Source organism: Erwinia sp. STN24 (genome assembly GCF_041320675.1).
Lineage (GTDB): Bacteria > Pseudomonadota > Gammaproteobacteria > Enterobacterales > Enterobacteriaceae > Erwinia > Erwinia aeris.
Window position 1 is genome coordinate 126654 of the sequence record NZ_JBGGPM010000004.1, and the last position, 26079, is coordinate 152732.

The window sequence follows — 26079 nt, forward strand, 5'->3', positions numbered from 1 at the left end:
CCGGCTCATGGGCAGGCGAAACCGGGCAGCTGGAACGGGTTACGAATGCTGTTCGGCGTAAATTCCAGCGTCACGTGGTGGCCGCTGACGTTAAAAGAGGCCTGACGGCTAAGGCTGCTGCCGCCTGCGGAGAGCTGCGCGCGGTCGAAGAACCGGTTCAGCGCCCAGGCGCCGTTGGTGACCAGCGTTGCCGTGGTGCCGTTGGCGAGGCCAAGCTGCATGCGCACCTGGCTGGTGGTGCCGGGGCCAGGCCAGCTCATCAGCTGTACCGCCTGCGGGCCGTGGCTGTATTGCAGCAGCTGCCCGTCCACATCCAGCGTCATGGTCAGAATATCGTTATCCATCTGGCCGGTGCGCACCGTCACGCGGTAAGAAGGCGTGGTCGCGCCGTTGGCGAAAAAGGCGTCGCGAATGCTCTGCGCCTGCTGAAAAGGCCGCAACACGCTTTCGCCGCCCGGCAGCGTTTTGCCGTCAATGCCGGGCATAAAGCGCCAGCTGGCCTGGGTGGTATCAACCTTGTTTGCCAGGTTGTCGCGGAAAAAGCTGTCCATCAGCCCGCTGCCCGGCGCGAACATGCGCGCCAGATCGTCCGGCGTCACTTCCGCCCGTGCCGAATGCGACAGCGGATAGCGTCCGGCAATCGCCTGGCGACAGAAGCTGCCGACCTCAACGTTGATGCGCTTGCGGATATTGTCTAAATCGCGGCGCTGCGTATCGCTGCTGGCGCCCACCGCCATGCTGGTAAACATGGTCTGCAACGAGCCGGGTAACCGCCCTGCGCTGGCCTGCAAACGGCTGATGGCTTCGCCGGTCGGCGGCGGCGTTCCGCTGTTGGCCGCGTCCTGCACGGCGGTGAGGTAGCGATAGAGATCGTCAATCTGATGCAGGAAATCGTCAAAGGCGATGGTTTTACCGCCCTTCTCCAGCGGCTGCGCCAGCTCGGTAACAGGAGCAAAGTGAGCGGTTACTGACTGCTCCGGCGTCTGCTGCTGCTGGCTGGCTGCCGTGGCCGCCTGACGCGCGTGGAACAGCGCATCCAGCGTGCTGCTGGCGCCCTCCTTGCTCGCCTCTTCCTTGCCCGCTTCCGGCGCGGCCTTATCCAGCACCAGGTAGTGACTGAGATTAATCACCAGCTTGCGCAGCGGCGAGTTATTGCCGGAAAGCAGACGCGCCGCGTTAATGCGCTGCGACAGATCCGCGCTGTTGTTCAGCTGGATATCCTGCAACAGCCCGTCCCACTGGCGCATATAGTCGCTCATATAGCGCTGGCGCACGGCGTAATCGATCTGCTGCTGCGTTTCGCTCTGCACCGTCTCGCTCAGCACCCAGCGATCGTCGTCGTGCAGCGATTTGGTGACGGCAGCGATATTTTTATCGAAGCTGTTCCAGTAGCCCTCTGGCGTAAACAGGCCCGGAATGCCTTCGCTAATCGCCTTGCCGCTTTTGCGGGAAAAGACCAGCTCGCTCTGCGGGCCGCCCATCAGCGCCAGGGAAACCGGTTTCAGGCTGTCGTCCCGCTCCAGCAGGCGCTTCAGTCGACCGTAGACGCGCTGCGACAGCGGCATCTGATTGATGAGCGCCTGCTCGCGCTTTACCAGGGCGTCATCCTTTGCGTAAGGCGACGCCTGGATCTGCGTCTCCAGCAGCTGCGCCAGATGCCAGTCGAGCTGTTTGATCTGCGCCTGGGTGATGTTCTGCGGCTGGCTGCGCGCGATATTCAGCATTACCCAGGCATGCAGGAACTTGCCGTCGTAGTGCTTCGGCTGATAGAGCATCTGGTAAGCTTTCAGCGCTTCATAGCTGTAGTCCGCGTCGCTGCCGTTATCCGCGCGCAGCCAGCTGGTAATAAGCTGCGCCACCTGCGGCATCACCAGCTGCTTCAGCGCTTTCTGGTAAAGCGCCTGGGTGGCGTCGCTGACCTCTTCGCCACGGTACAGCCCCATGCGGCGCGTAATCGGCGGATCGTTAAGGTCAAAATCGGCGCTGTCCGGCAGATGCAGCACGCCGTTCAGGTAAGGCAGCAGCGACCAGAGATCGGCCGTCTGCAAATTCTGGCCCAGCGCGTTGATTTCCGGCACCTTCGCCTGCACTTCCGTCAGCCAGGCCTTGTTGTTGCGGTAGCTTGTGCTCCACAGCAGCGTGGCGACGATCAGCGCACCCAGCAGCAGCACGTAGCCGGACCAGAGCACCGCGCGGTTACGCAGCTCCCACCAGCGGTTGCTACCCGCCAGGCCCGCTTCCTGAAAGATCACGTTCTGCAGCAGATCCTTTAAGAAGAAGCTCTGACCTTTGTTGCCGGGAATAGGCGCGGCCTTATCCACCTTATCCCAGGCGCCGCTGTTGCCGCTGTCGGACTCTGGCAGCTGAAGCGTGCGGCTCAGCTCGCCCATTACCCGATCAAACGGCAGGCCTTCCTGGGTGCCGCTGGCGAAGTAGATGCCGCGCGGCGAAAACTGCGTTTCGAAGTTGGAACGGCTGAATACCGTCTCCAGATAGTCGTTAAGCAGCGGACGCAGCGCCGCGAACTCCTGCGGGAACAGATAGCTTTCCGCACGGGTTTGGGCATCGCTTTCCTGGATCAGCGTATCCGGCAGGCCCGCGTCCAGCCGCTGTTGCAGCAGCGCGTATTCCTGCGTGAAAGCGCCGGGCAGATCGAAATCGGCCTGTTTCGCACGCTCCCACGGAAAGGTGAAGCCCCAGACCTGATCGCGCTGCGCCTTATCGAACTTGCTGAAATAGGCGTTAAAGCCTTTCAGCAGATCGGTTTTGGTTACCAGCACGTAAACCGGAAAGCGAATGCCCAGCTGTTCGTGCAGCTCCATCAAGCGCTGGCGCAGCGACAGCGCCTGCTGACGCGAGGCTTCCGCAGACTGGGTCATCAGATCAGAGACGCTGACGGTGACGATCACGCCGTTGACCGGCTGGCGCCCGCGATACTTGCGCAGCAGATCGATAAATTTGCTCCACTCGCTGGCGTCCTGCTGCCGCTCGCTCTCCTGCGTGGTGTAGCGGCCCGCCGTATCCAGCAGCACCGCCTCGTTGGTAAACCACCAGTCGCAGTTGCGCGTGCCGCCGATACCGCGCAGCGCGGCTTTGCCGAAGCGGTCGGCCAGCGGAAATTGCAGGCCGGAATTCGCCAGCGCGGTGGTTTTCCCCGCGCCGGGCGCGCCGATAATCACATACCACGGCAGCTGGTAAAGATACTGACGGCTGAAGCGCTGCGTCCAGCGACGGTTGCCCGCGCGGCTGAAATGCGCTTTTTTCAACAGCTCGGCGGCTTCGGTAAAGCGCTCCGCCAGCACGCGATCTTCGCTGGTCAAACGCTTGACGTTCGGATCGTCCTCCTCCGTGGCCGGATTCAAACTGCCCATCAGCTTGCGGTTCAGCCAGGCGTTGTAAAGACGCGGCACCACGTTGCTCAGGCCCCAGGCGATATAAAGCAGCGCGATACTGATCTGGCGATTGACTTCCGGCTCCAGCGGCCGCGAGTCGACGATAGAGAAAACCGGCCCGATCACCCAGATAATGAATGACAGCGCGGTAATGCCGAGAAAGCCCCACATCAGCCGGTTGGTCATAATGGCAAACAGAATATTCATCATCCGTTAATTTCCTTGCTGCGACGTCAGTTCCGCGCGGGTGTTGTCAGGGGAAACCAGCAGCGTGATATCCACACGGCGATTGCGCGCCCGGTTGGCGGCGGTGGTGTTCGGTACCAGCGGATTGGTTTCACCGCGCCCTTCCGCCTTCACGCGCGCGGGCTGGCTCAGCGTCTGCTGTAGCCGTTCCTGCACCGATTTCGCTCTTGCCAGCGACAGCTCGTAATTAGAGGCGAAGCGGGCGCTGCGGATCGGCACGTTGTCGCTGTAGCCAATCACCAGAATGCGGCCGCTGACGTTGTTCATCGCCTGAGCAATGCGATCCAGCACCTCTTCATAGCGGCCGCGCACGGTTGTGGAGCCGGAGGTAAACAGGCCATCGCCTTTCAGCGTCACCACGCTTTGATCCGCTTCGTCTTTCACCGACACCAGCCCCTCGTCGATTTCCGGCTTCAGGAAGGCTTTCAGGTTCAGCGCAGCGGGCGCGGGCGGCGCGGGATTGTGAATGGTTACTTCCGGCAGCGAGGTCTGATAGACCGAGGCCAGCACCGGACTGGTCGCATCGCTCAGCCGCCAGTTCAGCAGAATGTAGAGCAGACAGGCCAGCAGGCCCACCAGCGCGGCGCAGGCCCACAGCGGCACAACCGGACGCCACAGCCTGCGCGTGACCGGATGATCTTCCGGATGTGGCGACAGCGGCGGCGGATAGCCGCCACGCACCGAACGGATCATTTGCAGCAGGCGGCTTTTGATCGTCTCCAGCTGCGAACGGCCGTTATCCAGCACGCGATAGCGCCCTTCAAATCCCAGCTGCAGGCAGTAGTTAATCAGCTCCAGCAGCGCAATCTGTTCGCGCGGATTCTGCGACAGCTTGGCCAGCAGCTGGAAAAACTTCTCGCCGCCCCAGGTTTCATTATGAAAGGTCACCAGCAGGCCCTGCCCCGGCCAGGCGGCGCTGCCCCACGGCGTCAGCGCCGCCGCTTCGTCGATAGCGGTGCACAGGCAGTAGCGCGCGCCAATAATCACCTCGTAAGGCAGCCCGGCGCGCTGGCAGTGCATTTCAAACTGGCGGATTTCATCGATCAGACGCTGGCGCAGACCGCCAGGATCGGCGTGCGTCACCGAGTGGCGGATCTGCGGGATTGCATTCAGTAGGGGATTTGCCGCCGCAACCAGCGGGTTAACGCTGCTCGCGCCCGAAAAAATGTCGCCCTGTGCGGCGGCCTGTCGTTGCTGCATGTCTCTTGCTCCTGACGTCAGGCGGAATGACTACGAATGGCCCAGAATTCCATGGCGAGGCCGGGAAAATCACCGGCCAGATGAAGCGCGAAGGTGCCGGACTTTTCCATTTCCTGCCAAAGCTCGCTGCCCTTATCCAGTTCGAAATAGCTGTAGCCGGCGTGCCACGGGATCTGCGGCGGCGCGACCGACATCGGGCGCAGGATCATGCCCGGCAGCTGTAGCTGCACCAGATCGCGGATTTTTGTCACCGGCGCGACTTTCATCTGCGCGGGGAAGTGGGTCAGCAGCGTATCGGCGGGCACGCTGGCGCGCACCGCCAGCACAAAGCCGAACTCGCGCACCATCGAGCTGGTTGGCACCGTCGCCACGTTCAGGCCGTGCGAGCGTTCGGTCAACGGCAGCTGCACGGCATTTTCTTCCAGCACCTGCGACAGCCCCTGACGCAGCATCAGCATCAGCCTGCCAAAGCAGCGAGCCAAATCGTCATGGTCGTAAACCGGCAGCGAAGCGTCCGGGAAACGCTGCGGCGTGTAGGTCGCCAGCTCGCAGGCAAACGCCAGCCAGCTGGCGAACAGCGTTTCCGGGTGCAGCAGCGGCAGGTTTTTCAGGTGGCTGACGTGGCCCAGATGGTGGTTAACCAGCGCCAGCAGCATAAAGTCGACCATATCCGCAGTATTGAAACGCCCCGGCTGCTGGAGCCGCTGGCCGATCTGCTGGCTGCGCTGCTGCAACAGGCCCGGCATATCGTTGAGGTAGTCGCTAAGCTGCGGGCTGGCGCCGCAGTTCAGCATCGGTGGAATATAGCCGCTTTCCAGCCGCACCTGATTGCTGCGCTTCTCCAACACTTTTATCACGGCCATCGCCGTCCATTCGGCGCTCAGCTCGCTTTCCAGCATCAGGCGCAGGCGCAGCTTGCCAAACTGCACGGCGGCCGGGCTGACCGATAGCGCGTTGCAGTCGTCCACCTCTTGCTCAAACGTGATATAGCGCGCCAGCGAGTCGGCGGTTTCGCTGAAAATTACCTCGTCGCGGCCGTTGCGACGCGCGGGCAGCGCCAGCAGCACTTTTTCGCTGCCCTGACCGTCCGGTATCGCCAGCGGCGGCGGGCCGTTTTTGCCGTCACGAAACGAGAAGAAGGTGCCGTCGGGCAGCAGGCCGCTGGCCGAACTGAGGGCGACTTTGCCCTGGCGCAGCAGCGCCTCGTCAATTTCGTAGTCGAGAAAGCCCCACATATAGGGCCGCTGCGCCTGGCCCCACTGATTCAGCAGGCTTTGCTGATAGCTTTCCGCCTGCTGAAAATGATGCGGGCGCAGGAACATGCCTTCGGTCCAGACCACTTTTTCTGCTTTGTTCATAAGGCTTCCGTTTTCAGGCTGGCGTCAGTGACTGACGGCAAGGAGTCCGCTGTCGTTAGCGATGAGGGTGGCCTGCAGCAGGCTGTCCGTCTGCTGCCAGATCGTGCTGGCGTCCGCGCCGGACGGCAACGGCAGCGCAAGGCGCCACTTTTTGCCGTCGAGCGACTGGTATTCTGCAAGCACGCCTATATAGCGAGCCTCGGCCGGCAACGGCCCGCTCAGGGTGTCGGCGCTTTTTCCGGGCATCAGGAAGAGTTGTTCGCTGTTCAGCAACGCGCCGCCCAGCAGGGCGCCCGTTTTGTTTTGCAGCGAATAAAAATCGGCGGACAGGAAATCGGCGTCGGACCGCAGCAGCAATACGCGCACCTTAAGCGGCGCGCCGTGATTAATCTGCGAAGGGTGCCTGAACGCCAGGCTGTAGTGAGAAGGTACGCTGTGCGAAGTGCAGCCTGTCAGCACGCTGAATGCCATCAGGAAAAGCGCCTGAAAGCTCAGGCGCAAAACGTTTCTGTTCATGATTATTAGCTACTGGATTATTAGCTACCGGATTAGTCGATTACCCAGGTTCCGCTGTTGCTGTTCTGGCAGGCTTTGCTGTCGCCATCCACCGCAACGCAGGTCTTTTTCGTCGGCGCGCGAACGCGTTTGCGGCGGGCATCGGCTTTTACGGTTTTATCGTAAAGGTCGCTTTTCACCACGGCGCGCAGCGGCACGTAACCAATCAGCTGCTCTTCTCCGCTTTCGGCGATGGCGAACCAGTTGTTCTCCACCGAGCCAAGCACGGTATAGGGCTTGCCGTTTTCCAGATGGCTGACCAGCTTGCCGCCGAAGTCAGGACGCGTCATCACCGAAGCGGCGTAAAGCGCCCGATACTCCTCGTTCACCGGGGTGAAGGAGAGCGGCGGCTGCACCGCATGACGATAGGTCAGCTTCACGCCGTCAACGGTGCTGGAAACGATCGTATCGTCGGTCATTGGCGGCGGCGGCGCCTTACATCCCGCCACAGTCAGAACAAAAAGCAGGCTTAGTGCAATTCGAATTTTCACCCGGGTCCTCATGATTTCTGTTTAAAAAGGCGTGCGCGAAAGCGCGACGGGAAGCGGCCCGGACAGGCCTGAAGCAAAAGTCTGCTATTGGCTGGCCGCACCACGTGGAAAAACAGCCCCCGCCGCGCCCGATTAGTACAATAGTTAACACAACCGAAGCGTTTCTGTTTACCCGCCAGCGGGAGAGCAACGTCTGGTTAGCGGATTAATTATTAAGCAAGCCGACGATTAAAACAGGCGCTGGCCGTGTTATAGCACCATTTAAAGCTGGACATTCAGCAATTTTTTGCGGCCTGCCGCGCTCAATCCGGCTGGAAGTTAACCGTTCAGATAACCGTTTTTTCAGATTTTCTTTATTGATTATCCGCAGCAATTATGCGGACAAAAAAGGCAATAACGTCAGATAAATGAATGGATTAGTCCATTATTCTGCGCCACCATAGCTACCGCACGGGCCAGTGCTGAAGCAGGCTGCCCGTATAAAACCCAGGGATTAATACCCCCTTTTTTCGGCAAGTTTACAGAGTCTTTCCAATTATTCAACGTTACGCCCCGCCCCGGCAAAGCTTTAGCCTTGCTAATGTAAAAAAAATAAACAAAATTTGACCGTTCTGGCGCACATTTTCCCGAAAGCGCCCCTCTTTGATGATGTTTTCTTCATCTTCCAATTGCATTTAGCTACTAAAAAACAGGATTTAAATAACCAAATATTATATAGACACAGTCCGCACTGGCACTGAACTTTAATACAGGGGAGGAAGGTAATTTCGGGGAGAAAATAAAAAAGATAAAGTATCGGATGAGACGATTATTTCCGTCCCACCCAGTTACTTACGCTGACTAAAGAAAAATTGAGAGGTTTTTACTGCGCACAGGGCAAACTTAAGCAATCAGAATCTCTTCGAGTTCCTGTAGCGTGGCGACCTGCCAGGTGGGCGCTATGCCGTCGGGCAAAGGGCGGTTATCGGCGTTCAGCCAGCAGGTCGCCAGCCCGGCGCGCATTCCGCCCAGAATGTCGGAATCGGGGTTGTCGCCTACCATCATCACCCGCTCGCGCGAAGGATTGCCCATCTTTTCCAGCGCGTGATTGAAGATAGCCGGATGCGGCTTGGCGTGGCCGACCTGTTCGGAGATCACCAGCAGGTCGAAATAGTCCAGAAATCCGGTGCGCTCCAGGCGGGTTTGTTGCAGGGCGGTAAAGCCGTTGGTGATGATGCCCATCTTTACTTTACCCTTCAGGCGGTTGAGCAAATTCACCGCGCCGGTCAGCGGCAGGCAAAGCTCGGCCATCGCGCTCAGAAAACCGTTGTTGAGATCGAGCGGCGTGACGTTCAGCCTGTCGGCCCAGCCCTGGAAACGCTGGTGCTGTAGCTGAAGCGCAGTGATAGCGCCGTTCTGATACTCCACCCACAGCGGCTTGTTAACCGACTGGTATTGCTGATAATCATCCGGTGAGAACACCACGTCATACTGCTGAAACAGACGCTGCAATCCGGCGTACGCATCAAAGTGAAACAGCGTGTCGTCAGCGTCAAACAATATCCAGTCCCACTCTTTAAGCATTCGTTACCCTTAAATAGTTAGCGCCATGATAATGGCATCTTCTTTCCCCTCGGCGGTGGGGTAATAGTTGCGGCGTACCGATACCTCATTGAAATCGAGCTGCTGATAAAGCGCGATGGCAGCCCGATTCGAGGCGCGAACTTCCAGCCACAGGGTCAGCACGCCGCGCTGTTCCAGTTCGCCGATCAGATGTTGCAGCAGCGTCCGGCCAAGGCCGCGACGCTGGAAAGCCGGATCGACCGCGAGGTTGAACAGCGTGGCCTCATCCAGCACGATTTGCGTAATAGCGAAGGCCGCCATTTCCGTCCCGACATCCAGCCGGTAATTCAGATAGCGTTCGCCCTGGTTGCTGGCAAAGGTTTTTTCACTCCAGGGAAAAGCGTGGCTGCGCTGCTCAATGGCGAAAGCGCGGTCAAGATCTTGCGGCGTCAGTAAAGAAATCGGATTCATAGTGGGTGATCTGCTGCCAGAGCGCGCGTTTGGCGTCGGCATTATGGTAAAGCTCCGCCAGTACGGGCGAAGCGAGTTGAGCGCCGTCGATCGCGACCGGCCCGGCCATGCCCAGGCACCAGCTGGGGCAGCGCGTGTCGTCAGGCAGCATAGCCAGCTGCTCCGGCGTCAGCGCCATCACCTCATGCTCGCGCATCAGCAGCGCGGCCAGCACGTCGCGGATCAGCGGATCGGTTAACGGCGGCGGCGTTTCCGCCACGATGATCAGCCGGGTCTGTTCCGGCAGCGAAATAGAGACTTCGCCGTGCAGGGCGCGCGGACGCCGCAGCGTATACTGCGTAATACCCATCTGCTGTAATAACCAGTCACGTCTGGAAGACATCATTTTTCCCGTCTGGTCGCCCAATTGCGACGCTATGCTAGCAAACCCATCGAATCTGCGCCAACAAACCACTATAATCGCCGCTCTGATTTGTAAGGAGCCACCGATGTCCGCATTTACCCCGGCCAGTGAAGTGATACTGCGCCACAGTGATGAATTTACTCAACGCCGCGTGCTGTTTGCTGGCGATCTGCAGGATGACCTGCCCGCCCAACTGGATACCGCGCTGAGCCGGGTACATACCCAGCAATATCATCACTGGCAGATCCTCAGCCGCATGATGGGTGAAAATGCCTTTTATGGTCTGGTGGCGACGCCGGAAATGGTCGCCGATTGCGACACGCTGGTCTACTTCTGGCCAAAAAACAAGCCGGAAGCGCTGTTCCAGCTGGAAAACCTGCTCTCTTTACTGCCGGTCGGCAGCGAGCTGTTTATCGTCGGCGAAAACCGCAGCGGCGTGCGCAGCGCCACGGATATCGTGGAAGGCTGGGCCACCCTGAACAAGATCGACAGCGCGCGACGCTGCGGACTTTATCACGGGTGGCTGGATGCGCAGCCAGAATTTAACGCTAAGGCGTACTGGAACGATTACGAGCTGGGCGATCTGACCATCAAAACGCTGCCGGGCGTGTTCAGCCGCGACGGCCTGGATGCGGGCAGCAACCTGCTGCTGTCCACGCTGACGCCGCATATGAAAGGCAAAGTGCTGGATATCGGCTGCGGCGCGGGCGTGCTTTCCGCTATGCTGGCGCGCTTCTCGCCGAAGGTTCGCCTGACGCTGACCGACGTTAATGCCGCAGCGGTAGAAGCGAGTAAAGCCACGCTGGCCGCCAACGAGCTGGAAGGCGAGGTCTTTGCCAGCAACGTCTATTCCGACGTGCAGGGGCGTTTCGATCTGATTATTTCCAACCCACCGTTCCATGACGGCATGCAGACCAGCCTGGACGCGGCACAGACGCTGATCCGTGGCGCAGCGAAGCATCTGAATATGGGCGGCGAGCTGCGTATTGTCGCCAACGCCTTCCTGCCTTATGCGCAGGTGCTGGATGAAACCTTCGGCAGCCACGAAGTGCTGGCGCAGACGGGCCGCTTTAAAGTCTATCGCGCCGTCTGGTCACGCGCGGCCAAAGCGAAGCGCTAATCCACTCCGTCCCGCACCTTTTTCGGTGCGGGACGCGGCCCTTTCTCCTTTTTGCGCGCTGCCTGCCATCTTCCTCTCTGCCAGATGCCGCTTTTTGCTCGCTCCCTGCCGTCTTCCTCTCTGCCAGATGCCGCTTTTTGCGCACTGGTTGCAATGCTCACCAGCCAGATACCGCTTTTTGCGCACTGATTGCGCTGCCCGCCGCAACCCGATGACGCTTTTTGCAGCGATCGCCGCAGCCGCGTTAAATAACTGTTGACGTGTCGGGGAAAATCTCTAGAATGCGCCTCCGTGGTTGCAATATAACGTTGTTATGTTGACGGTACGCGAAGGTGGCGGAATTGGTAGACGCGCTAGCTTCAGGTGTTAGTGTCCTTACGGACGTGAGGGTTCAAGTCCCTCTCTTCGCACCAAAAACCACGTTATTCATATTACGCAGCATCTGCGCGAAGGTGGCGGAATTGGTAGACGCGCTAGCTTCAGGTGTTAGTGTTCTTACGGACGTGAGGGTTCAAGTCCCTCTCTTCGCACCAATGCGGTGATATGAGTAAAAAGTTCAACACGATGCGAAGGTGGCGGAATTGGTAGACGCGCTAGCTTCAGGTGTTAGTGTTCTTACGGACGTGAGGGTTCAAGTCCCTCTCTTCGCACCACGTTGAACGCTCTTTTCTGCGCTTTTATCCTCTCGCATTACCCCTTTTCTGTTTTTACCTTCTCTGCTTTCAATATCTGTTTTTGCTTCTGATGCCGATACCTGCTTTGCCGTTATGCTTCCGTACGCGCTGACTATGCGGTAATTTGCCGTCTATAACATCGCCATGCTGCTGCACGGCTTGATCTTCCAGGGGATCGCCAGGTCACTGCATGGGATTTGTCGTCTACGGCATCGCCAGACTGCGGCATAACGCTTTATCGTTCACGAGATCGCCTCGCCGCTGCATAACGTTTTATCGTTCACGAGATCTCCGCGCCGCTGCATAACGCTTTATCGTTCACGAGATCGCCTCGCCGCTGCATAACGCTTTGCCGCAGCGGATTGCTATGCTCCCGCCGCTATGGTTCCCCGTCGTGCTGGCTAGCCGCGTCGGCAGGCGTATGACTGATTCCGCTGCTGGCTTTATCGCAGGCCGCTATTTTATCAGCGCGCCGAAATTAACCGAGATCGCTATCATCCCGCCCGCCAGCGCCAGGCAAGAAGGCAGCAGCAGATAGTGGCGCAGCCGTTTGTGATAAAGCATGACTACCGTCGCCAGTAGCGCGGCCACCATTACCAGCCGCCACTGGTTGAAAGAGAGATTCAGTAACGTAATCAGCGGCATAATCGCGCAAGGAAGCAGCGCTCCCCAGGCACTTTCCAGTTTGTTTCCTGCCATCCAGCCTGTTCCCCCTGTGCCGCAAGCGGCTTTTACGGCGGTCTGCATCGCTTTGCTCGCGCCACTAATGATAATGATTCCCAATAGCATATAAGAACTCCTATCATTTTGCAGCAAGATTTCTTGACGTGTCTTTACGCCCGATGATGACACCAGAGTTATTAAGTGTTAAATTGTCGGCGCCTTACTATTATTAAATCCATATAATAACAACAGCAGACTCTTCCCGGCATGGTCCTTTTTTCAGGCCAGGCCGTGCGCTATTCAGGCAGTCATGAGTAGAAAAGAATGAAATTACAAAGCTATAATGAATTGCTTCACAGCAAATATCGGTTTTCGCTGATGCTATTTCTCTTTTTAAACACAGCAGCGTCTTTATTTTATATTTACAGCAGAAAAGAAAAAACCGGCGCGCCCACGCTGATTATTGCTTTGCTCAGCGGGCTGTTATTGTTATGGACATTTTTGCGTCCCAGAGGGAAATTTCCGCTATTAAATATCGCGGCGGTAACCACCGGTCTGCTCTGGGCCTGGCAAATTGTCCTGACATTTGAATTAATTTTCTATTTTGATAACAGTTTTTTGCTGCTCAGCCTGTTCTGCGCCTTTTTTATCGCGGCCATTGCGTTGAACGATAATCTGCTGGCATTTTGTCTGCATACCGCGCCGCCTTCGGTGGCGGTGGTCGTGCTGGATCGCGGCCAGAATACGGCGATTATCGCCTTCACTATCCTGCTGCCGCTGGTGGGCTTTACGCTGAACCATATCCTGCAAAGACGGCGGGATCGCTTTACCCGACGCCTGGTCAGCCAGCTCTACGAAGAGAAAGAAGCCTGGAGCGATCTGAGCATGCTCGACCCGTTAACCGGCCTGTATAACCGGCGGGGCTTGATGAACCGGCTGAAAAATATATTTGATAATCATGCAGGTAACCATTTTGTTCTGCTGCTGGATATCGATCATTTTAAAGCCTACAACGATAACTATGGGCACGCGATGGGCGACCAGGCGCTGGCACGCGTCTCAATCGCCATCCGCGACGCCGTGCGTTCCCGCGATATCGTGGCGCGCTACGGCGGCGAGGAGTTCCTGGTGCTGCTGACCAACGTTAACGACGCCATCGCGATGAAGCTGTCGGAGCGTATTCGTCAGTACGTGCACGAGCTGGAGATCCCGCATCTGTTTAACGAGCGCGTCGCCACACACGTTACCCTCAGCGCGGGCTTTGCCCCAATAATCGATGAGGATTTTGACAGCGCGGTCGCCAATGCCGATCGCGCGCTCTATCTGGCGAAAAATCGGGGACGGAATACTATTCTTTCCTGGGAAGCGCTTAGTCAACACGATCTGAACAAACCTGCTAACACGCTTTAATGCTTTCACCGGCCTGAACAATTCGGGTCGGTGAAATAAATTTGCCTTAATATCCCCTCCCCTGCACCAGTCTTATTTGATTTATATTCATTAAAAAGAGCCAACCTGCCGGAGACGTTTTTTTTCAGAATTCCTTTATGCGTCTTTAAGGTAAATTCCGCTACGAGTTTTTATTATTCATATACTGAGTAATTATTTTCTGTATCCGGCCAGCCTAAAATCAAATTAATGGCCGGACAAAACTTGCGGAATCGTTACCGCACGATTTTTTCCCGCCTGCGACATTAATACAAATTACTTTATTCAGAAAATACCGTGCTTTTTGGCGTCCGGGCGACGGAAAAAATGGCGCTTGTTTGTCCGCCAGGCCTCAGATACAATCAAGAACGATTATCATTTGTTTTCCCACTTAGATTGATGCCGGATAACCCATGAGCACACTTCGTCGTCAGGCCCCAGATTCAGCGGTTTCTCCGCTTATCTTTCTCCAGAGCCATCGCCCGCTGGCCGGCTCGCTACGTGCGCTGTTCAGCGAGCATCGCGCTTACTTTCTGGAGACAATCAGGCTGAACGAAGCGGCGCCTGCCGGCTGTTTGACGCTGGAGCAGTGGTCGCAGCCGGAGGCGTTCGCCCGGCTCAACGCGCGCTACGGCGATTTTATTTATCGCGCTCACGGCGACCAGGAAAGGGAAAACAAACCGCTGCAATCGCTCTGGGCGCAGTGGTATCTGGGTCTGCTCCTGCCGCCGCTGATGATGGCGCTGCTGCTGGAAAACCGCGCGCTGGACTGCTCGCCGGAACATATTCACGTTGAGTTTCATGAAACCGGCCGCCCCGCCGCCTTCTGGATCGACGTGCAGGAAGATGAAGAGGCGCGCTACCTCAGCCCGCGTCGCCGGATGGATCGCCTGATCCAGCGCTGCCTGATCCCGATCGTAAACGGAATTGAACGGCACGGCGATATCAACGGCAAGCTAATCTGGAGCAATACCGGCTTCGCGGTGCACTGGTTCCTGGGCGAGCTGGCGCCATTGCTGGGCGAGAGCCTGCGCGCCGAGCTGGAGCACGCATTTTTCTTCTCGCGCTCGCTCGCCGATGGCGCCGACAATCCTTTTTACCGCACCATGCTGCCGCGAGACGGCGAGATGCAGCGCCGCACCTGCTGCCAGCGCTATCGTCTGCCTGACGTAGAGCGCTGCGGCAACTGCACGCTCAAGCCCGTCTGACCGCCCTTCCCGCCCCGAAAGGTCTCAATTTTTTCCTGCCCGTTTACAGCCGGGCCGCTCTGTGGCAGCTTTATCGCCCCGAACGTTAAGGAGCTGGAGCATGAGCCTGGAGTCTGTACGGCAGTTCTTTGCCGAGCGCGCGCCCGATATCGGCATTATTGAGCTGGCGGAGAGTACCGCCACGGTGGCGCAGGCGGCGCGTGCCCACTACGTCAAGCCGGGGCAGATAGCCAAAACGCTGTCGCTGAAGGTAAAAGACAGGGTGATATTGATCGTGACCTGCGGTGATTTAAGACTGGATAACCGCAAGCTGAAAGCGGTGCTGGGCGCGAAGGCGCGGATGCTCAGCACCGATGAGGTAGTGAGCTGGACGGGCCATCCCGTCGGCGGCGTCTGCCCTTTCGGCCTGGAAACGCCGCTGCAGGTGCTGTGCGATGTGTCGCTGCGGCAGTATGACGAAGTGCTGCCCGCGGCAGGCTCCATCTACAGCGCGGTGCGTATTTCTCCCCAGCTGCTGGCGGAGCTGACCGACGCCACCTGGGTAGACGTCTGCCAGCCGCCGGGCTGAAGCCGTTTTAGTTTTCCTGGCGGGTAATGACTTTGCCCTGCGTTTCCCTGCCAAAGGCGACGATAACCGCAATCAATACCGCCACCGTTCCGGCCACTATCGCCATCGCCAGGCCGTAATTATTGCCGTGCGCTTCAGCAATGCCGGACTGGAGCGTGGCATTGACCGACGCTATCAGATTCCCCAGCTGGTAAACGAAGCCCGGCAGTATCGCTCGCGTATTGGCCGGCACCAGTTCAGTCAGCCAGGTCGGCACCACGCCCCACGCGCCCTGTACCATAAACTGCATCAGAAACGCGCCCAGCCCGATGGTGAACGATCCGCTGGAAAAAGCCCACAGCGGCAACACCGGCAGCGCCAGCAGCGCGGCGATAATGATCGCCTTCTTGCGGCCGATTTTCTCCGACAGCGAGCCGAAAAAGACGCCGCCCATCATCGCGGCAATATTGTAGGCAATGGCGATCAGGCTGACGGTATGCGGGTCGAAGCCGTGCTGCACCTTCAGGAAGGTTGGATAGAGATCCTGCGTGCCGTGGCTGAAAAAGTTAAAGCAGGCCATCAGCCCGACCAGATAGAGGCACAGCTTCCAGTGCTTACGCACCACCGGCAGCAGCGCCACGCTCTCTTTCTGCGCTCTGGCGGCCAGCCAGACCGGCGATTCCGGCACCTTAAACCAGATAAACGGCAGCAGCAGCACCGGCATCGCGCCAATCAGGAACATGCCGCGCCAGCCAACAGACGCATAGCAAAGCCCAAAAATAATCGAGGCCAGCAGATAGCCTGCCGGATAGCCCGCCTGAAAAATGCCGGACATCAGCCCTCGGGAGCGATCGGGAATGGTTTCCATCGCCAGCGACGAGGCTACGCCCCAGACGCCGCCCATCGCAATGCCGTAAATCACGCGCAAAATCAGGAAGGTGGTAAGCGTAGGCGACCAGGCGGAGAGCAGCTCAAACAGCGAGAAAAGCAGGATATTGCTCATCAGGATCGGGCGGCGGCCATAGGTCTCTGCCAGACGGCCAAACAGCAGCGCGCCGATCGGCCGCACCGCCAGCGTCAGCATGATCGCCAGCGACACTTCCGCCACCCCAACGTGAAAATTCGCCGCGATATCGCTCAGCACGAAAACCAGAATAAAAAAGTCAAACGCATCCAGCATCCAGCTGGCAAAACTGGCGAAGGCCACGTTGCGCTGGGTAGAAGTCCAGTCAAGCATATGAAGTTCCTGTCTTGCAGACGGCAAAATCCGCCAGGGAAGGCGGCGCAAATGTTAACTATTTGTTTATAGCATGTAAGAAGTTGCTAAAGGCCGAAGCAGTTGTCAGCCTTTAATTCAGGTTGTAAGCAACCTTTTCACAACAGAGGTGAGTGAATTTGCTACACTGGCCACCGTTTATTCGCTGGCGCCGTTGCCGTTGCCGTTGAGGATATGCCAAACCTTTCGCTGATTAAAATGCGGCGTAGTTGCCTTGCCGCCTGGCTTGGCCTGCTTGCCGTCATGCTGCTGTTTATCGCGCCGGTGATTTCTAAATCGCTGGTGGCGTCGCCTGCGTGGCACAGCATGATGATGCCGGGCATGGCGATGGATGAGGCGATGATGGCCGATGCCGCTATGATCGGCCACGCCGGGATGGCACACGACGACGCGTCCGCGATGCCTGGCGAGAGCGCCACAGTAGCGGAAGATAACGGTCGCGCCAAAGGCGAACCTCCCCTTTCTGTAATGGACGACAGCGCCTGCGGTTACTGCGTGCTGCTGGCCCATCTGCCGCTCGATCTTACCCGGCTGCCGCCGCTCTGGTCGTCGCTGCAGGCTGCCAGACTGCCCGCGCTGCCGCTGTTCAGGCCCGTTGTCGCCCGCTTCGTTCCCCACTTTTTCCATCCCCGCGCGCCGCCGCGCCGCTAAGCCGTCCCGCTAAAAAAGCGTCGCTTTTGCGACAGTCACCTGCTTATGCCTGGATTCAGGCGGATGGAATTCCTATGTCAGAAAAAAGCCTGGCGCAGCCTTTGCGCGCCGCCACCACTCACGGCGCGCTGCTGCCGCTGCTGCGTCGCCTGCATTTTTATATCGGGCTGTTTATCGCGCCTTTTATTTTTATCGCCGCCCTGACCGGCACGATCTATGTGCTGACGCCGCAGCTGGAAAATGCGCTCTATAGCCACCAGCTGTTTACCGATAACGCGGAACCGGCCAGGCCACTCGCCGACCAGGTGCGCGTGGCGCAGGATTTTGTCGGTGCCGATCTGCCGATCGCCGCCGTGCGTCCCGCGCCTGCGCCGGGCGAGACCACGCGCGTAATGTTCACCACGCCGACTTCCGGCCCTTCTGAAAGCACGGCCGTTTTTGTCGATCCCGCCACGCTGGAGATCCGCGGCATGCTGCCGGTTTACGGCACCAGCGGCGTGCTGCCGCTGCGCACCTGGCTGGACTATCTGCATCGTAATCTGCTGCTGGGCGACCTCGGCAGAAACTACAGCGAGCTGGCCGCCAGCTGGCTGTGGGTCGCAGCGCTTGGCGGCGTGCTGCTGTGGGCTGCCGGTCGACCAAAGCAGCGCGCCAAAGGACGCGGTCAGCCGATCCTGCGTCAGCGCTACTGGCACAGCACGCTGGGCGTGATCCTGCTGCTCGGTCTGCTGTTCTTCTCCGCCACCGGCCTGACCTGGTCGCGCTGGGCGGGCGATAATATTTCCGCCCTGCGCGCCCATTTCGGCTGGATGACGCCTGCCGTCAATACCTCGCTGCTGCCCGATAAACCCAGCCCGATGGACGAACACGCCGGACACCATATGACCTCATCCGCCCATCACGACATGCCGGGCATGGCCATGCCGAAAGCGGCCGCCGTGGCGATGACGCCAGCGCAGTTTGACGGCGTGGTGCAGGCCGCGCGCGCTGCGGGGATCCGGGCAGAGAAAATAGAAATCCGGCCGACCACGAAAGCCGACAAGGCCTGGATCGTCAGCGAGATCGACCGCCGCTGGCCGACGAAGGTGGACAGCGTCGCGGTGGATCCGGCCAGCTTTCGCGTGATGGACAAAGTGACCTTTGCGCAATTCGGCCTGCTGGCAAAGCTGACCCGCTGGGGCGTGGATGCACATATGGGCGTACTGTTTGGCCTGCCGAACCAGCTGCTCCTGGCAGCGTTTGGGCTGGGACTCTGCATAATGATTGTGCTCGGCTATCGTCTGTGGTGGCTGCGGCGCCCTGCCGCTGCCCGGGGCTGCCATCCGGCGGAAACGCTGATCTATCACTGGCGGCGACTCGGCCTGAGCGCGCGTTTTTTGCTGCTGGTCTGCATCGCGACGCTGGCGGTCAGCCTGCCGGTGATGGGCGTCAGCCTGCTGCTGCTGCTGCTGATTGACGCGCTACGCTGGCAGCGGGCAAAAAGCTAGCGCGCCGTTTGCGTCAGGCACACCTGCACTTGCGCACAGTGCAGTTGTGCAATAAAGTATTGGCCAGGCGTCACACGGAGGTGGCAAAAATGCTGAGAAATATCGACAGTTTTCGGGACAAATGGTTGGAGGATTTTTTCCTGTATAACAAGTCGCACCGTCTTATCCCGGCTGATATTCAGTCAGCCCTGGCGCGCAAACTGGATATGATTAATGCGGCCGTCACCTGTAAAGACTTACGATCGCCGCCGGGCAACAGATATGAAGAATTGAGGCCGCCGCTAAAAGGCTACTCTTCGCTGCGGGTTAACGAACGGTACAGACTTATATTTAAGTGGCTCGATGGCAAAGCGGTCGATCTGTATCTGGATCCACATCGTTATAAAACATACCGTTAGCGCAACGTTGATTTGGAGAAACTAATGAAACAGGCTACACGCAAACCCACCAGCGTCGGAGATATTTTGCTGTACGAGTACCTGGAGCCTTTAGATCTGAAAATCAATGATTTAGCAGAGATGCTCAACGTACATCGCAATTCAGTCAGCGCGCTGGTGAATAACAACCGTAAGCTGACGCCCGATATGGCGTTCAGGCTTGCCGCCGTCTTTGATACCAGTATCGCGTTCTGGTTAAACATTCAGAACAGCCTTGATATCTGGGAGATAGAGAACGATGCCCGCACCCAGGAAGAACTGAGCCGCGTGGTTTCCGTGGCCGACTTCCTGGCGCACAGAGGGGCGGCCTGAACGCCCCTACCCTGCCAACGCCTGCTCCAGCATTACCAGCAGCCTGGCGTTATCCACCGTTTGCAGCACGTGCGCCAGCCCGCCGGTCAGCTCGCCCACGGCCGTATCGACCCGTAGCGGCAGACGATAGCGCCAGGATTTTCCACGCGTCATGCCCGGCCGCAGCTCCACATCGACATAATAATCCGTCGCCGTGGCGACGCGCTGGTCGATCAGCCATGCCACCACCAGCGCATCATGGATCCAACAGCCCGGCAGCCTGCGGGTTTGCATGGAATAGTCGAGCCAGGGCCGCAGCGTTTCACCAATGAATCTCGCCAGCGGCGTATCAGGCGCGGTTATCCGTTGCAGATCGACATGGGTCAGCATCGTGCGGGTAGTGACGTCCATCGGCACCAGCGTAATACAGGCGCCGCAGGTCAGCACCCGTCGCGCCGCTTCAGGATCCAGACCAAAATTGGTGTCTTTGATAAAGTCGTCCAGCGCAAACACGCCGCCCATAATGGCGATTTCCTGCACGGCTTCCGCCATTTGCGGATAGCGCTCCAGCGCCAGCGCGACGTTGGTCAGCGGCCCAATCGCCACCAGCGTGATTTTGCCGGGATTAGCGCAAATCAGCCGTCCCATCGCATCGGCGGCCTCTTCGTCCGGCGCCTGATAAGCGCGGGGCGGACGAACATTCTGCCAAAAGTGCGCCAGCTGCGTATGCCAGACGCGGTTATCCAGCGCCTCGCGCCAGGGTTGCGGCGGCTCCGCTAACGCCCTGTCGGCGCCTTTGTAGACCGGCACGTCCAGCTCAAGCCTGGCTAACAGCGCCTTTGCCACGTTAAAACCCGTCTGGCTCGGCGTATTGCCCGCCACGATAGTGATCATCTCCAGCGAGATGCCGGGCGAGCCGATCGCCAAAGCCAGCGCCAGGCCATCGTCCACGTTCGCGCCGACCACGCCGTTGCCCGGATCGCAGTCGATTATTACTCTTTTCATTAGTTCTGCACCGCAGCGGAAACAGGGCCACAGCCGCAGGATTCTCCAATCTGCAGCTGGTGTGAAAACTCGCTTAGCTGCACCTGGCTTTGCGGCGCGGCCAGCATCGCCAGCGCTTTTTTCGCCATCGCATCCACCGGCTGGCGTACCGTCGTCAGGGAAGGCACATGAAAAGCCGACTGCTCCGTCCCGTTAAAACAGACCAGCGCCATATCCTGCGGCACGCGGAGTCGCTGCTCTGCCAGCGCCCGCACGCAGCCGATAGCCTGTAGCTCGTTAGAGGCAAACAGCGCACGGGGAAGCGCGCCGCCGCGCAGCATTTTCTTTGTTGCCAGGTAGCCGCCCTCGCGCGTGTAGGCTGCCGGGAAAATCCACTCGGGCCGTGCCGGGATGCCGAAATCCGCCAGCGCCTGTCGCCAGCCTGCCAGACGATCCTGCGCGTTATACATCTCCGGCGGGCCGCTGATTATGCCAACCTGCTGGTAGCCGTGGCTGAGCAAATGCGTGGTGACCTGATGTGCCGCCTCGCGCTCGTCCACGCGGAGAATATTGACGTTCAGCGCCGGATCGACGCGATCGAGCATCACCAGCGGCGTACCGCTGGCCTGGATAATATCGATATAGGGATGACGATCGACGCTGTTGTAAAACAGGCCGTCAACCTGCTGGCTGAGCAGATTGTTGATCAGCTCCAGCTCGCGCTGGCGGCTGTTGCCCGCGTCGCCCAGCAGCATCACCATGCCGTTGCTCAACGCTTCCTGTTGCAGGGCGTGCGCGAAAGAGGCGATAAACGCGTTGCCGATATCCGGCACCACCAGCCCGTAGGTTTTGGTCGTGCCCAGCGCCAGCGCTCTGGCCAGGCTGTTAGGGCGATAGCCGGTTTTCCGCACCGCCTCCAGCACGCGCAGCCGTGTCGCTTCCGCCACCGGCCTCGGCCCGTTATTGATCACATAGCTGACCACCGCGACGGAGGTACCGGCTTCTCTGGCTACATCGGCACGCGTCGCCCTCTCAGAACTTTGTCTCGCCAACGTGGCACCTCTTTTTCCTGACGGACGGCGCAACCCGCCCGCGTTATATCAGATGGCATCTTCCGGCGCGTTAAGATCGCGACCCCGGGTTTCCGGCGCCACAAAGGTGGTCAGAAATCCGATAGCTGCCATCACGGCAAAATAGCTGGCGATCGCCCACCAGTGGCCGGTCCAGGATAGCAGCGCCGCCGCAACCAGCGGTGCCGTGCCGCCGGAGAGGATAGACCCCAGCTCTTTGGCGGTCGCCATTTTAGTGTAGCGGTGTTTTACGCCAAACAGCTCTACGCCCCAGGCCGCCTGCACGCCGTAAATCCCCAGCGAGGCTAATCCCATGCCCGTGACGATCACCGCCATCACGACAGCCGGTTCGCGGGAGTCCAGCAGCATAAAAGCCGGAAAAGCGTAAAGGATCAGCAGCAGGCAAAACCAGCGGTAGACGATACGGCGACCAAACCGGTCAGAGAGCCAGCCCGCAAAAGGAATAATCAGGAATCCCAGCAGCGAGGCGATAAATACCGCCGAGGTCGCCACCGATTTATCCACCGCCAGCACCTTCACCACGTAGCCGATCATAAAGCCCTGCGCCAGATAGGAGGGGCCGTTTTCGCCGATGCGCAGGCCCAGCATCACCAGAAACGAGCGGCTGCGCTGCCAGAAACTGCGGTCAGCGGCGGGCTGATACATCACCAGCTTGCCTTCGCGCGCCGCCTGCATCTCTGCGTTTTTACGCTCGAATACCGGCGTTTCTTTCAGGTGACGACGGATCCACAGCGCCAGCAGCGCAATCAGCGAGCTGCACAGAAAGGGAATGCGCCAGCCCCACGCCTGCAGCTGCGCCTGATCCATCTGCACCACGGCCAGCCAGACCAGCGAAGCGATCAGCGTACCGCTGTTCGATCCCAGCGCGATAATCGAGGAGACCAGACCACGCTTTTTGGCTGGCGCATATTCTCCCAGCATCACCGTGCCGCCGGAGAGTTCCGCCCCGGCGCCAAACCCCTGGGTAAAGCGTAAAATCACCAGGCAGACCGGCGCCCAGAAGCCGATAGTGGCATAGCCGGGAATGAGGCCAATAAGGGTGGTAGAGAGGCCCATCAGGATGATGGTGGTGACCATCACTATCTTGCGGCCTTTGCGATCGCCCAGCCAGCCAAAAAAGAGTGCGCCGATGGGACGGGCAATAAAGCCGACTGACCAGGTGGCAAAGCTCGACAGCAGCGCCATGGTGGGCGTGGCGTTGGGGAAGAATACGTCGCCGAAAATGATGCCGGCCGCCAGGCCGTAAAGCGCGAAGTCCGCATATTCCATCGCGGTGCCGAGCCAGCAGGAGAAGGTCGCCCGCCAGAAATCCTTACGCCCTTCCGGCGTGGTCAGACGCGCATCCGCTGCGGAAACAGCGTCCTGCCGGGTGCTTTGTGTCAACATGAAAAATTCCCTGATATGAGGAGGTCTGTATCGCCTTCCCTGGCTACCTGCTACGTGGGCGATCCGCCAGTGAGGACGTGCTTTTGCTGAGCCATGATTAAAGGTCAGTAACGGGTTCCCTGGTGTTGGACTTCGTTTTGTTTACTTTGCGTCCGCTGATTTAAGGTATCAGTCGTTTAAAACGTAAAGTAAATTTGACCTTCACTGGACAAACAAGCCTCGTCACCGTGAATTTTCAACGCGCCACCATTGTATCTACGCGCGTAGATAAATCAAGCCACCTGACGAAACAAATTAGCCTTTCTTCACATTCATCAAAAAAAAAGATGATATAATTTGTTTTAAATCATAAAGTTAATTTACGTTAAAATTTACGCATGCGGCTTTTTGCCAAAAAACCATGCAAAGCGTTTACTTAAGTACAATTATTGCGCTTTTTCGCGCTGGCATCAGCGGCTGCACTCTATCGCTGGCAGATTGCAGTCGGATGACAGGTTAACGATCGGCAGGCCCGGGTTTTTCAGCGCGCTGCCGTTCTTAACGTTACCTTTGAGGAAACCGATGACTATTATCCTGATGCGCCATGGTAAACCCGATCATCCTCAGGGCGGTCGTCTGCCCGCGCTGGCTATGGCAGCGTGGTGCGAGGCGTACGATATGTCGCAGGTAGAGGATATGCCGCCGGACAGATGCCGCCAGGTTGCCGCCACGGCGGACTATATTGTAGCCAGCCCGCTGCCCCGCGCACGCTCCTCGCTGGAGAAGCTGGGGCTGGAAGCGGCTGACGTCGATCCGTTGTTCAGCGAGGTTTCCCTGCCCGTGATGCGGCTGGGCTATCCCCATCTTCCTCCGGGCTTCTGGCTGTTGGCATTGCGCCTGATGTGGCTGGGTGGCTATGCCGGAACGGTGGAGTCTTATCAGCAGGCGGAACAGCGGGCGCAGCAGGCAGCCGCAAAGCTGATTGCGCTGTCGGCACGCGGCAACGTGCTGCTGGCCGGGCACGGCATTATGAATAAACTGATCGCCCGACAGCTGCGTAAACAGGGCTGGCTGGCCGAGAAGCACGCCAGCAGCCGCCACTGGAGCACCGCCATTTACCATCCGCCTTTTATTCCGGCGGACGCGTAGTTTCAGAGGATCGGGCAAGCTTTAAAGAGCCACGGCTATTTTTCCTGCGCGGCAACCCGCTTACGCTGATGACTGCTGACGGAGATGCCGTTCAGCCGTTCTCTTATTGGAGGTTTCCGTGTCTGAACTGAAAAATAAAATCGTTGCTATTACTGGTGCCAGCAGCGGTATTGGCGAAGCAACCGCTCGCTTGCTGGCTGCTAAAGGCGCTCGCGTCATGCTGGGCGCCCGACGTGTGGATCGCCTGACGGCGCTGGTCGAGGAGATCCGCGAGGCAGGCGGCGAAGCGCATTCAATGGCGCTGGACGTTACCCGCCCGGAACAAGTTGAAGCTTTTGTCGCTGCGGCGCAGCAGCATTTTGGCGGGCTGGACGTCATGATTAATAACGCTGGCGTGATGCCGCTTTCGCCCCTGTCGGCGCGCAAGGTGGATGAGTGGAATCAGATGATCGACGTGAATATCCGTGGCGTCCTGCACGGCATCGCCGCGGCCCAACCGGTAATGGAACAGCAGCAGCACGGCCATATTATCAATATTTCTTCCATTGGCGGTTTGAGCGTTTCCCCTACCGCTGCGGTTTATTGCGCGACGAAATTCGCCGTACGGGCGATCTCCGACGGGCTGCGGCAGGAAACGGATAAATTACGGGTGACGGTTGTTTCCCCTGGCGTGGTGACGTCTGAACTGGCGGAGACGATCAGTGACGCATCCGCTCGTGAGGCGATGAACGCGTTTCGGCGCGTGGCGCTTGATGCCGACGCTGTCGCCCGTGCTATCGCCTGGGTTATTGCTCAGCCTGATGAAGTGGATGTCAGCGAGCTGGTGATCCGCCCTACCGCCAGTCCTTACTGATATGACCCGGCCAGGCTGCAAGCCGGCTCCAGCCGTAATATTTCCTGCATATACTGCGCCTCCTGCTGCGGGCTTCGGCCAAAAAAGCGCTTAAACTCCCGGCTGAACTGCGACGGGCTTTCATAGCCCGTCTCTGCCGAAGCCGCGACGGCAGAAAATCCCTGTCGCACCATCAACAGCCTGGCCTGATGCAGGCGCAAAGACTTGAGATACTGCATTGGCGAACTTTGCGTGACGGCCTTAAATCGCGCATGGAAATTCGCGCTGCTCATTCCCACTTCACGTGCCAGGTCGGCTACTTCCATATGCTGCTGATAGCGGGTTTGCATTATCTGTAACGCGCGCGCGATTTGCGCAAAGTATCCCTGATTCGTTAATGCGGCCCGCAGCGCAGCGCCCTGCTCGCTGACCAGTACGCGATAGTAAATTTCACGCAGCAGCCCTGGCGCAAGAACCTGAGTCTCCTGCGGCGACTGCAACGCTTCAAGCAGGCGTAACACGCTGTCTCCCAGACGCTCATCAAGCGGCGTGGACAGCATACTTACCGGCTCCACCTCCGCCGCAAACGGCAGTTGCAGCGTAACCAGCAAATCCGCGAGCACCTGTAAATCCAGGCGCAGCGCCACGGCCAGCATCGGTTCTTCCTTTGAGGCCTCTGTCTGGCTGATAAAAGGCAACGGCACCGCCACCACCAGAAACTGCTGAGCATCGTAGATATAAACGTTGTCGCCCAGGAAACCCCGCTTGCGTCCCTGGCAGACGATAACGATGGAAGGCTCATACAGCACCGGCGTTCTCTCCAGCGGCACATCAGAACGCAGCAGCCGCACTTCTTCCAAAGCCGATTGGGTGTAACCATTGCCTGGCGCCAGCCGGGTTATTAAGGCCGCCATTTTTAGCCGACGGCGTTCAGATGAGGAAAGATTATCGGCCACGGTCAGTCTCTGTAAGGGATGAACATAACGGCCCGCGCTTTTGTTGACGGCTTGCCGGACAGGATAAAGAACAGATTAGCCAGGTTGCTGAACCAAAAACAACCCGATTCAGAGAAGAAAATGGAATAGCCAGGCGCAGGATGCTGGTGGCAGGTGGCAGGTGGCAGGTGGCAGGTGGCAGGTGGCAGGTGGCAGGTGGCAGGTGGCAGGTGACAGGTGACAGGTGACAGGTGACAGGTGACAGGATAATAGTTTGTTATTC

At 58.6% G+C, this 26079-nt stretch carries 24 protein-coding genes and 3 tRNA genes; 13 read left to right on the forward strand and 14 right to left on the reverse strand.

The window, feature by feature from the left end; translation table 11 throughout:
• Positions 1–5 precede the first annotated feature (5 nt).
• From tssM to ACA373_RS15255, 8 genes are all read right to left on the reverse strand, one after another.
• On the reverse strand, positions 6–3602 hold the full coding sequence (gene tssM / locus ACA373_RS15220) for a type VI secretion system membrane subunit TssM (RefSeq protein ID WP_370734761.1): 3597 nt from the start codon (positions 3600–3602) through the stop codon (positions 6–8).
• 3 nt (positions 3603–3605) lie between these two features.
• The gene (locus ACA373_RS15225; RefSeq protein ID WP_253455519.1) at positions 3606–4838 is read right to left on the reverse strand and encodes a DotU family type VI secretion system protein; all 1233 of its coding nucleotides are present in this window, start codon (positions 4836–4838) and stop codon (positions 3606–3608) included.
• 17 nt (positions 4839–4855) lie between these two features.
• Positions 4856–6196, reverse strand: coding sequence for a type VI secretion system baseplate subunit TssK (gene tssK / locus ACA373_RS15230; RefSeq protein ID WP_370734762.1), 1341 nt, complete (start codon positions 6194–6196; stop codon positions 4856–4858).
• 24 nt (positions 6197–6220) lie between these two features.
• Positions 6221–6712 (reverse strand): type VI secretion system lipoprotein TssJ, encoded by a 492-nt coding sequence (gene tssJ, locus ACA373_RS15235; RefSeq protein WP_301253429.1) that lies wholly within the window; start codon positions 6710–6712, stop codon positions 6221–6223.
• 32 nt (positions 6713–6744) lie between these two features.
• Positions 6745–7242, reverse strand: coding sequence for an SH3 domain-containing protein (locus ACA373_RS15240; RefSeq protein ID WP_253455525.1), 498 nt, complete (start codon positions 7240–7242; stop codon positions 6745–6747).
• Positions 7243–8124: 882 nt separating this feature from the next.
• Positions 8125–8805, reverse strand: coding sequence for a pyrimidine 5'-nucleotidase (gene yjjG, locus ACA373_RS15245; RefSeq protein ID WP_253455527.1), 681 nt, complete (start codon positions 8803–8805; stop codon positions 8125–8127).
• 9 nt (positions 8806–8814) lie between these two features.
• Positions 8815–9255: a ribosomal protein S18-alanine N-acetyltransferase gene (gene rimI, locus ACA373_RS15250; RefSeq protein ID WP_253455529.1), complete on the reverse strand. Its 441-nt coding sequence runs from the start codon at positions 9253–9255 to the stop codon at positions 8815–8817.
• Positions 9218–9637: a DNA polymerase III subunit psi gene (locus ACA373_RS15255; protein ID WP_370734763.1), complete on the reverse strand. Its 420-nt coding sequence runs from the start codon at positions 9635–9637 to the stop codon at positions 9218–9220. The genes rimI and ACA373_RS15255 overlap by 38 nt, the downstream gene beginning before the upstream one ends.
• A 106-nt stretch (positions 9638–9743) precedes the next feature.
• On the opposite strand from ACA373_RS15255, the gene rsmC reads away from it, so the two are divergent.
• The 4 genes from rsmC to ACA373_RS15275 all read left to right on the forward strand — a co-directional run bounded on the left by rsmC (position 9744) and on the right by ACA373_RS15275 (position 11431).
• The gene (gene rsmC / locus ACA373_RS15260) at positions 9744–10778 is read left to right on the forward strand and encodes a 16S rRNA (guanine(1207)-N(2))-methyltransferase RsmC (RefSeq protein ID WP_370734764.1); all 1035 of its coding nucleotides are present in this window, start codon (positions 9744–9746) and stop codon (positions 10776–10778) included.
• Positions 10779–11104: 326 nt separating this feature from the next.
• Positions 11105–11191 (forward strand) — tRNA-Leu (locus ACA373_RS15265).
• 33 nt (positions 11192–11224) lie between these two features.
• A tRNA-Leu gene (locus ACA373_RS15270) sits at positions 11225–11311 on the forward strand.
• A 33-nt stretch (positions 11312–11344) separates the two neighbouring features.
• Positions 11345–11431: transfer RNA gene (locus ACA373_RS15275), tRNA-Leu, on the forward strand.
• Between the two features lie 477 nt (positions 11432–11908).
• Here the strand turns inward: ACA373_RS15275 and ACA373_RS15280 are convergent.
• Positions 11909–12199, reverse strand: a complete 291-nt coding sequence (locus ACA373_RS15280; RefSeq protein WP_253461132.1) for a DUF1435 domain-containing protein — start codon at positions 12197–12199, stop codon at positions 11909–11911.
• A gap of 240 nt (positions 12200–12439) precedes the next feature.
• On the opposite strand from ACA373_RS15280, the gene ACA373_RS15285 reads away from it, so the two are divergent.
• The 3 genes from ACA373_RS15285 to ACA373_RS15295 all read left to right on the forward strand — a co-directional run bounded on the left by ACA373_RS15285 (position 12440) and on the right by ACA373_RS15295 (position 15319).
• Positions 12440–13525, forward strand: a complete 1086-nt coding sequence (locus ACA373_RS15285; RefSeq protein WP_253455534.1) for a GGDEF domain-containing protein — start codon at positions 12440–12442, stop codon at positions 13523–13525.
• A 431-nt stretch (positions 13526–13956) separates the two neighbouring features.
• Positions 13957–14751 (forward strand): siderophore-iron reductase FhuF, encoded by a 795-nt coding sequence (gene fhuF / locus ACA373_RS15290; RefSeq protein WP_301253067.1) that lies wholly within the window; start codon positions 13957–13959, stop codon positions 14749–14751.
• Positions 14752–14851: 100 nt separating this feature from the next.
• On the forward strand, positions 14852–15319 hold the full coding sequence (locus ACA373_RS15295; RefSeq protein WP_253455539.1) for a YbaK/EbsC family protein: 468 nt from the start codon (positions 14852–14854) through the stop codon (positions 15317–15319).
• Between the two features lie 7 nt (positions 15320–15326).
• On the opposite strand, the gene ACA373_RS15300 is transcribed toward ACA373_RS15295, so the two are convergent.
• Entirely contained in the window at positions 15327–16535 is a 1209-nt protein-coding gene (locus ACA373_RS15300; protein ID WP_253455542.1) for an MFS transporter, read from the reverse strand.
• Positions 16536–16748: 213 nt separating this feature from the next.
• Here ACA373_RS15300 and ACA373_RS15305 point away from each other — a divergent pair, with 213 nt between their 5' ends.
• From ACA373_RS15305 to ACA373_RS15320, 4 genes are all read left to right on the forward strand, one after another.
• Positions 16749–17225 (forward strand): DUF2946 domain-containing protein, encoded by a 477-nt coding sequence (locus tag ACA373_RS15305; protein ID WP_370734765.1) that lies wholly within the window; start codon positions 16749–16751, stop codon positions 17223–17225.
• A gap of 74 nt (positions 17226–17299) precedes the next feature.
• A complete protein-coding gene (locus ACA373_RS15310) occupies positions 17300–18712 on the forward strand; it encodes a PepSY-associated TM helix domain-containing protein (protein ID WP_370734766.1) in 1413 nt (470 codons plus the stop codon).
• Positions 18713–18801: 89 nt separating this feature from the next.
• Complete coding sequence (locus ACA373_RS15315) at positions 18802–19110, forward strand: type II toxin-antitoxin system RelE/ParE family toxin (protein ID WP_253455550.1); 309 nt, start codon at positions 18802–18804, stop codon at positions 19108–19110.
• Between the two features lie 24 nt (positions 19111–19134).
• A complete protein-coding gene (locus ACA373_RS15320; protein WP_253455553.1) occupies positions 19135–19461 on the forward strand; it encodes a HigA family addiction module antitoxin in 327 nt (108 codons plus the stop codon).
• A 6-nt stretch (positions 19462–19467) separates the two neighbouring features.
• Here the strand turns inward: ACA373_RS15320 and ACA373_RS15325 are convergent, their stop codons facing one another.
• From ACA373_RS15325 to ACA373_RS15335, 3 genes are read right to left on the reverse strand one after another with little or no spacing between them, the layout of a single operon-like run.
• Positions 19468–20445, reverse strand: coding sequence for a nucleoside hydrolase (locus tag ACA373_RS15325; protein ID WP_370734767.1), 978 nt, complete (start codon positions 20443–20445; stop codon positions 19468–19470).
• A complete protein-coding gene (locus ACA373_RS15330; protein ID WP_370734768.1) occupies positions 20445–21476 on the reverse strand; it encodes a LacI family DNA-binding transcriptional regulator in 1032 nt (343 codons plus the stop codon). The genes ACA373_RS15325 and ACA373_RS15330 overlap by 1 nt, the downstream gene beginning before the upstream one ends.
• Before the next feature lie 48 nt (positions 21477–21524).
• Positions 21525–22901 carry an MFS transporter gene (locus ACA373_RS15335; RefSeq protein WP_253455562.1) on the reverse strand — a complete coding sequence of 459 codons (1377 nt, stop codon included), beginning with the start codon at positions 22899–22901 and terminating at the stop codon, positions 21525–21527.
• A 561-nt stretch (positions 22902–23462) separates the two neighbouring features.
• On the opposite strand from ACA373_RS15335, the gene ACA373_RS15340 reads away from it, so the two are divergent.
• The gene (locus tag ACA373_RS15340; RefSeq protein ID WP_253455565.1) at positions 23463–24029 is read left to right on the forward strand and encodes a histidine phosphatase family protein; all 567 of its coding nucleotides are present in this window, start codon (positions 23463–23465) and stop codon (positions 24027–24029) included.
• A 118-nt stretch (positions 24030–24147) separates the two neighbouring features.
• Entirely contained in the window at positions 24148–24882 is a 735-nt protein-coding gene (locus tag ACA373_RS15345) for an SDR family oxidoreductase (RefSeq protein WP_370734769.1), read from the forward strand.
• On the opposite strand, the gene ACA373_RS15350 is transcribed toward ACA373_RS15345, so the two are convergent.
• Positions 24876–25775, reverse strand: coding sequence for an AraC family transcriptional regulator (locus ACA373_RS15350; RefSeq protein WP_253461134.1), 900 nt, complete (start codon positions 25773–25775; stop codon positions 24876–24878). The genes ACA373_RS15345 and ACA373_RS15350 overlap by 7 nt on opposite strands.
• Positions 25776–26079 lie beyond the last annotated feature (304 nt).

What these genes read in the sequence shown, in the direction of transcription:
- tssM (WP_370734761.1), bottom strand. Translation starts at nt 3,602, where the DNA reads ATGATGAATATTCTGTTTGCCATTATGACCAACCGGCTGATGTGGGGC.
- ACA373_RS15225 (WP_253455519.1), bottom strand. Translation starts at nt 4,838, where the DNA reads ATGCAGCAACGACAGGCCGCCGCACAGGGCGACATTTTTTCGGGCGCG.
- tssK (WP_370734762.1), bottom strand. Translation starts at nt 6,196, where the DNA reads ATGAACAAAGCAGAAAAAGTGGTCTGGACCGAAGGCATGTTCCTGCGC.
- tssJ (WP_301253429.1), bottom strand. Translation starts at nt 6,712, where the DNA reads ATGAACAGAAACGTTTTGCGCCTGAGCTTTCAGGCGCTTTTCCTGATG.
- yjjG (WP_253455527.1), bottom strand. Translation starts at nt 8,805, where the DNA reads ATGCTTAAAGAGTGGGACTGGATATTGTTTGACGCTGACGACACGCTG.
- rimI (WP_253455529.1), bottom strand. Translation starts at nt 9,255, where the DNA reads ATGAATCCGATTTCTTTACTGACGCCGCAAGATCTTGACCGCGCTTTC.
- ACA373_RS15255 (WP_370734763.1), bottom strand. Translation starts at nt 9,637, where the DNA reads ATGTCTTCCAGACGTGACTGGTTATTACAGCAGATGGGTATTACGCAG.
- rsmC (WP_370734764.1), top strand. Translation starts at nt 9,744, where the DNA reads ATGTCCGCATTTACCCCGGCCAGTGAAGTGATACTGCGCCACAGTGAT.
- ACA373_RS15280 (WP_253461132.1), bottom strand. Translation starts at nt 12,199, where the DNA reads ATGCAGACCGCCGTAAAAGCCGCTTGCGGCACAGGGGGAACAGGCTGG.
- ACA373_RS15285 (WP_253455534.1), top strand. Translation starts at nt 12,440, where the DNA reads ATGAAATTACAAAGCTATAATGAATTGCTTCACAGCAAATATCGGTTT.
- fhuF (WP_301253067.1), top strand. Translation starts at nt 13,957, where the DNA reads ATGAGCACACTTCGTCGTCAGGCCCCAGATTCAGCGGTTTCTCCGCTT.
- ACA373_RS15295 (WP_253455539.1), top strand. Translation starts at nt 14,852, where the DNA reads ATGAGCCTGGAGTCTGTACGGCAGTTCTTTGCCGAGCGCGCGCCCGAT.
- ACA373_RS15300 (WP_253455542.1), bottom strand. Translation starts at nt 16,535, where the DNA reads ATGCTTGACTGGACTTCTACCCAGCGCAACGTGGCCTTCGCCAGTTTT.
- ACA373_RS15305 (WP_370734765.1), top strand. Translation starts at nt 16,749, where the DNA reads ATGCCAAACCTTTCGCTGATTAAAATGCGGCGTAGTTGCCTTGCCGCC.
- ACA373_RS15310 (WP_370734766.1), top strand. Translation starts at nt 17,300, where the DNA reads ATGTCAGAAAAAAGCCTGGCGCAGCCTTTGCGCGCCGCCACCACTCAC.
- ACA373_RS15315 (WP_253455550.1), top strand. Translation starts at nt 18,802, where the DNA reads ATGCTGAGAAATATCGACAGTTTTCGGGACAAATGGTTGGAGGATTTT.
- ACA373_RS15320 (WP_253455553.1), top strand. Translation starts at nt 19,135, where the DNA reads ATGAAACAGGCTACACGCAAACCCACCAGCGTCGGAGATATTTTGCTG.
- ACA373_RS15325 (WP_370734767.1), bottom strand. Translation starts at nt 20,445, where the DNA reads ATGAAAAGAGTAATAATCGACTGCGATCCGGGCAACGGCGTGGTCGGC.
- ACA373_RS15335 (WP_253455562.1), bottom strand. Translation starts at nt 22,901, where the DNA reads ATGTTGACACAAAGCACCCGGCAGGACGCTGTTTCCGCAGCGGATGCG.
- ACA373_RS15340 (WP_253455565.1), top strand. Translation starts at nt 23,463, where the DNA reads ATGACTATTATCCTGATGCGCCATGGTAAACCCGATCATCCTCAGGGC.
- ACA373_RS15350 (WP_253461134.1), bottom strand. Translation starts at nt 25,775, where the DNA reads ATGGCGGCCTTAATAACCCGGCTGGCGCCAGGCAATGGTTACACCCAA.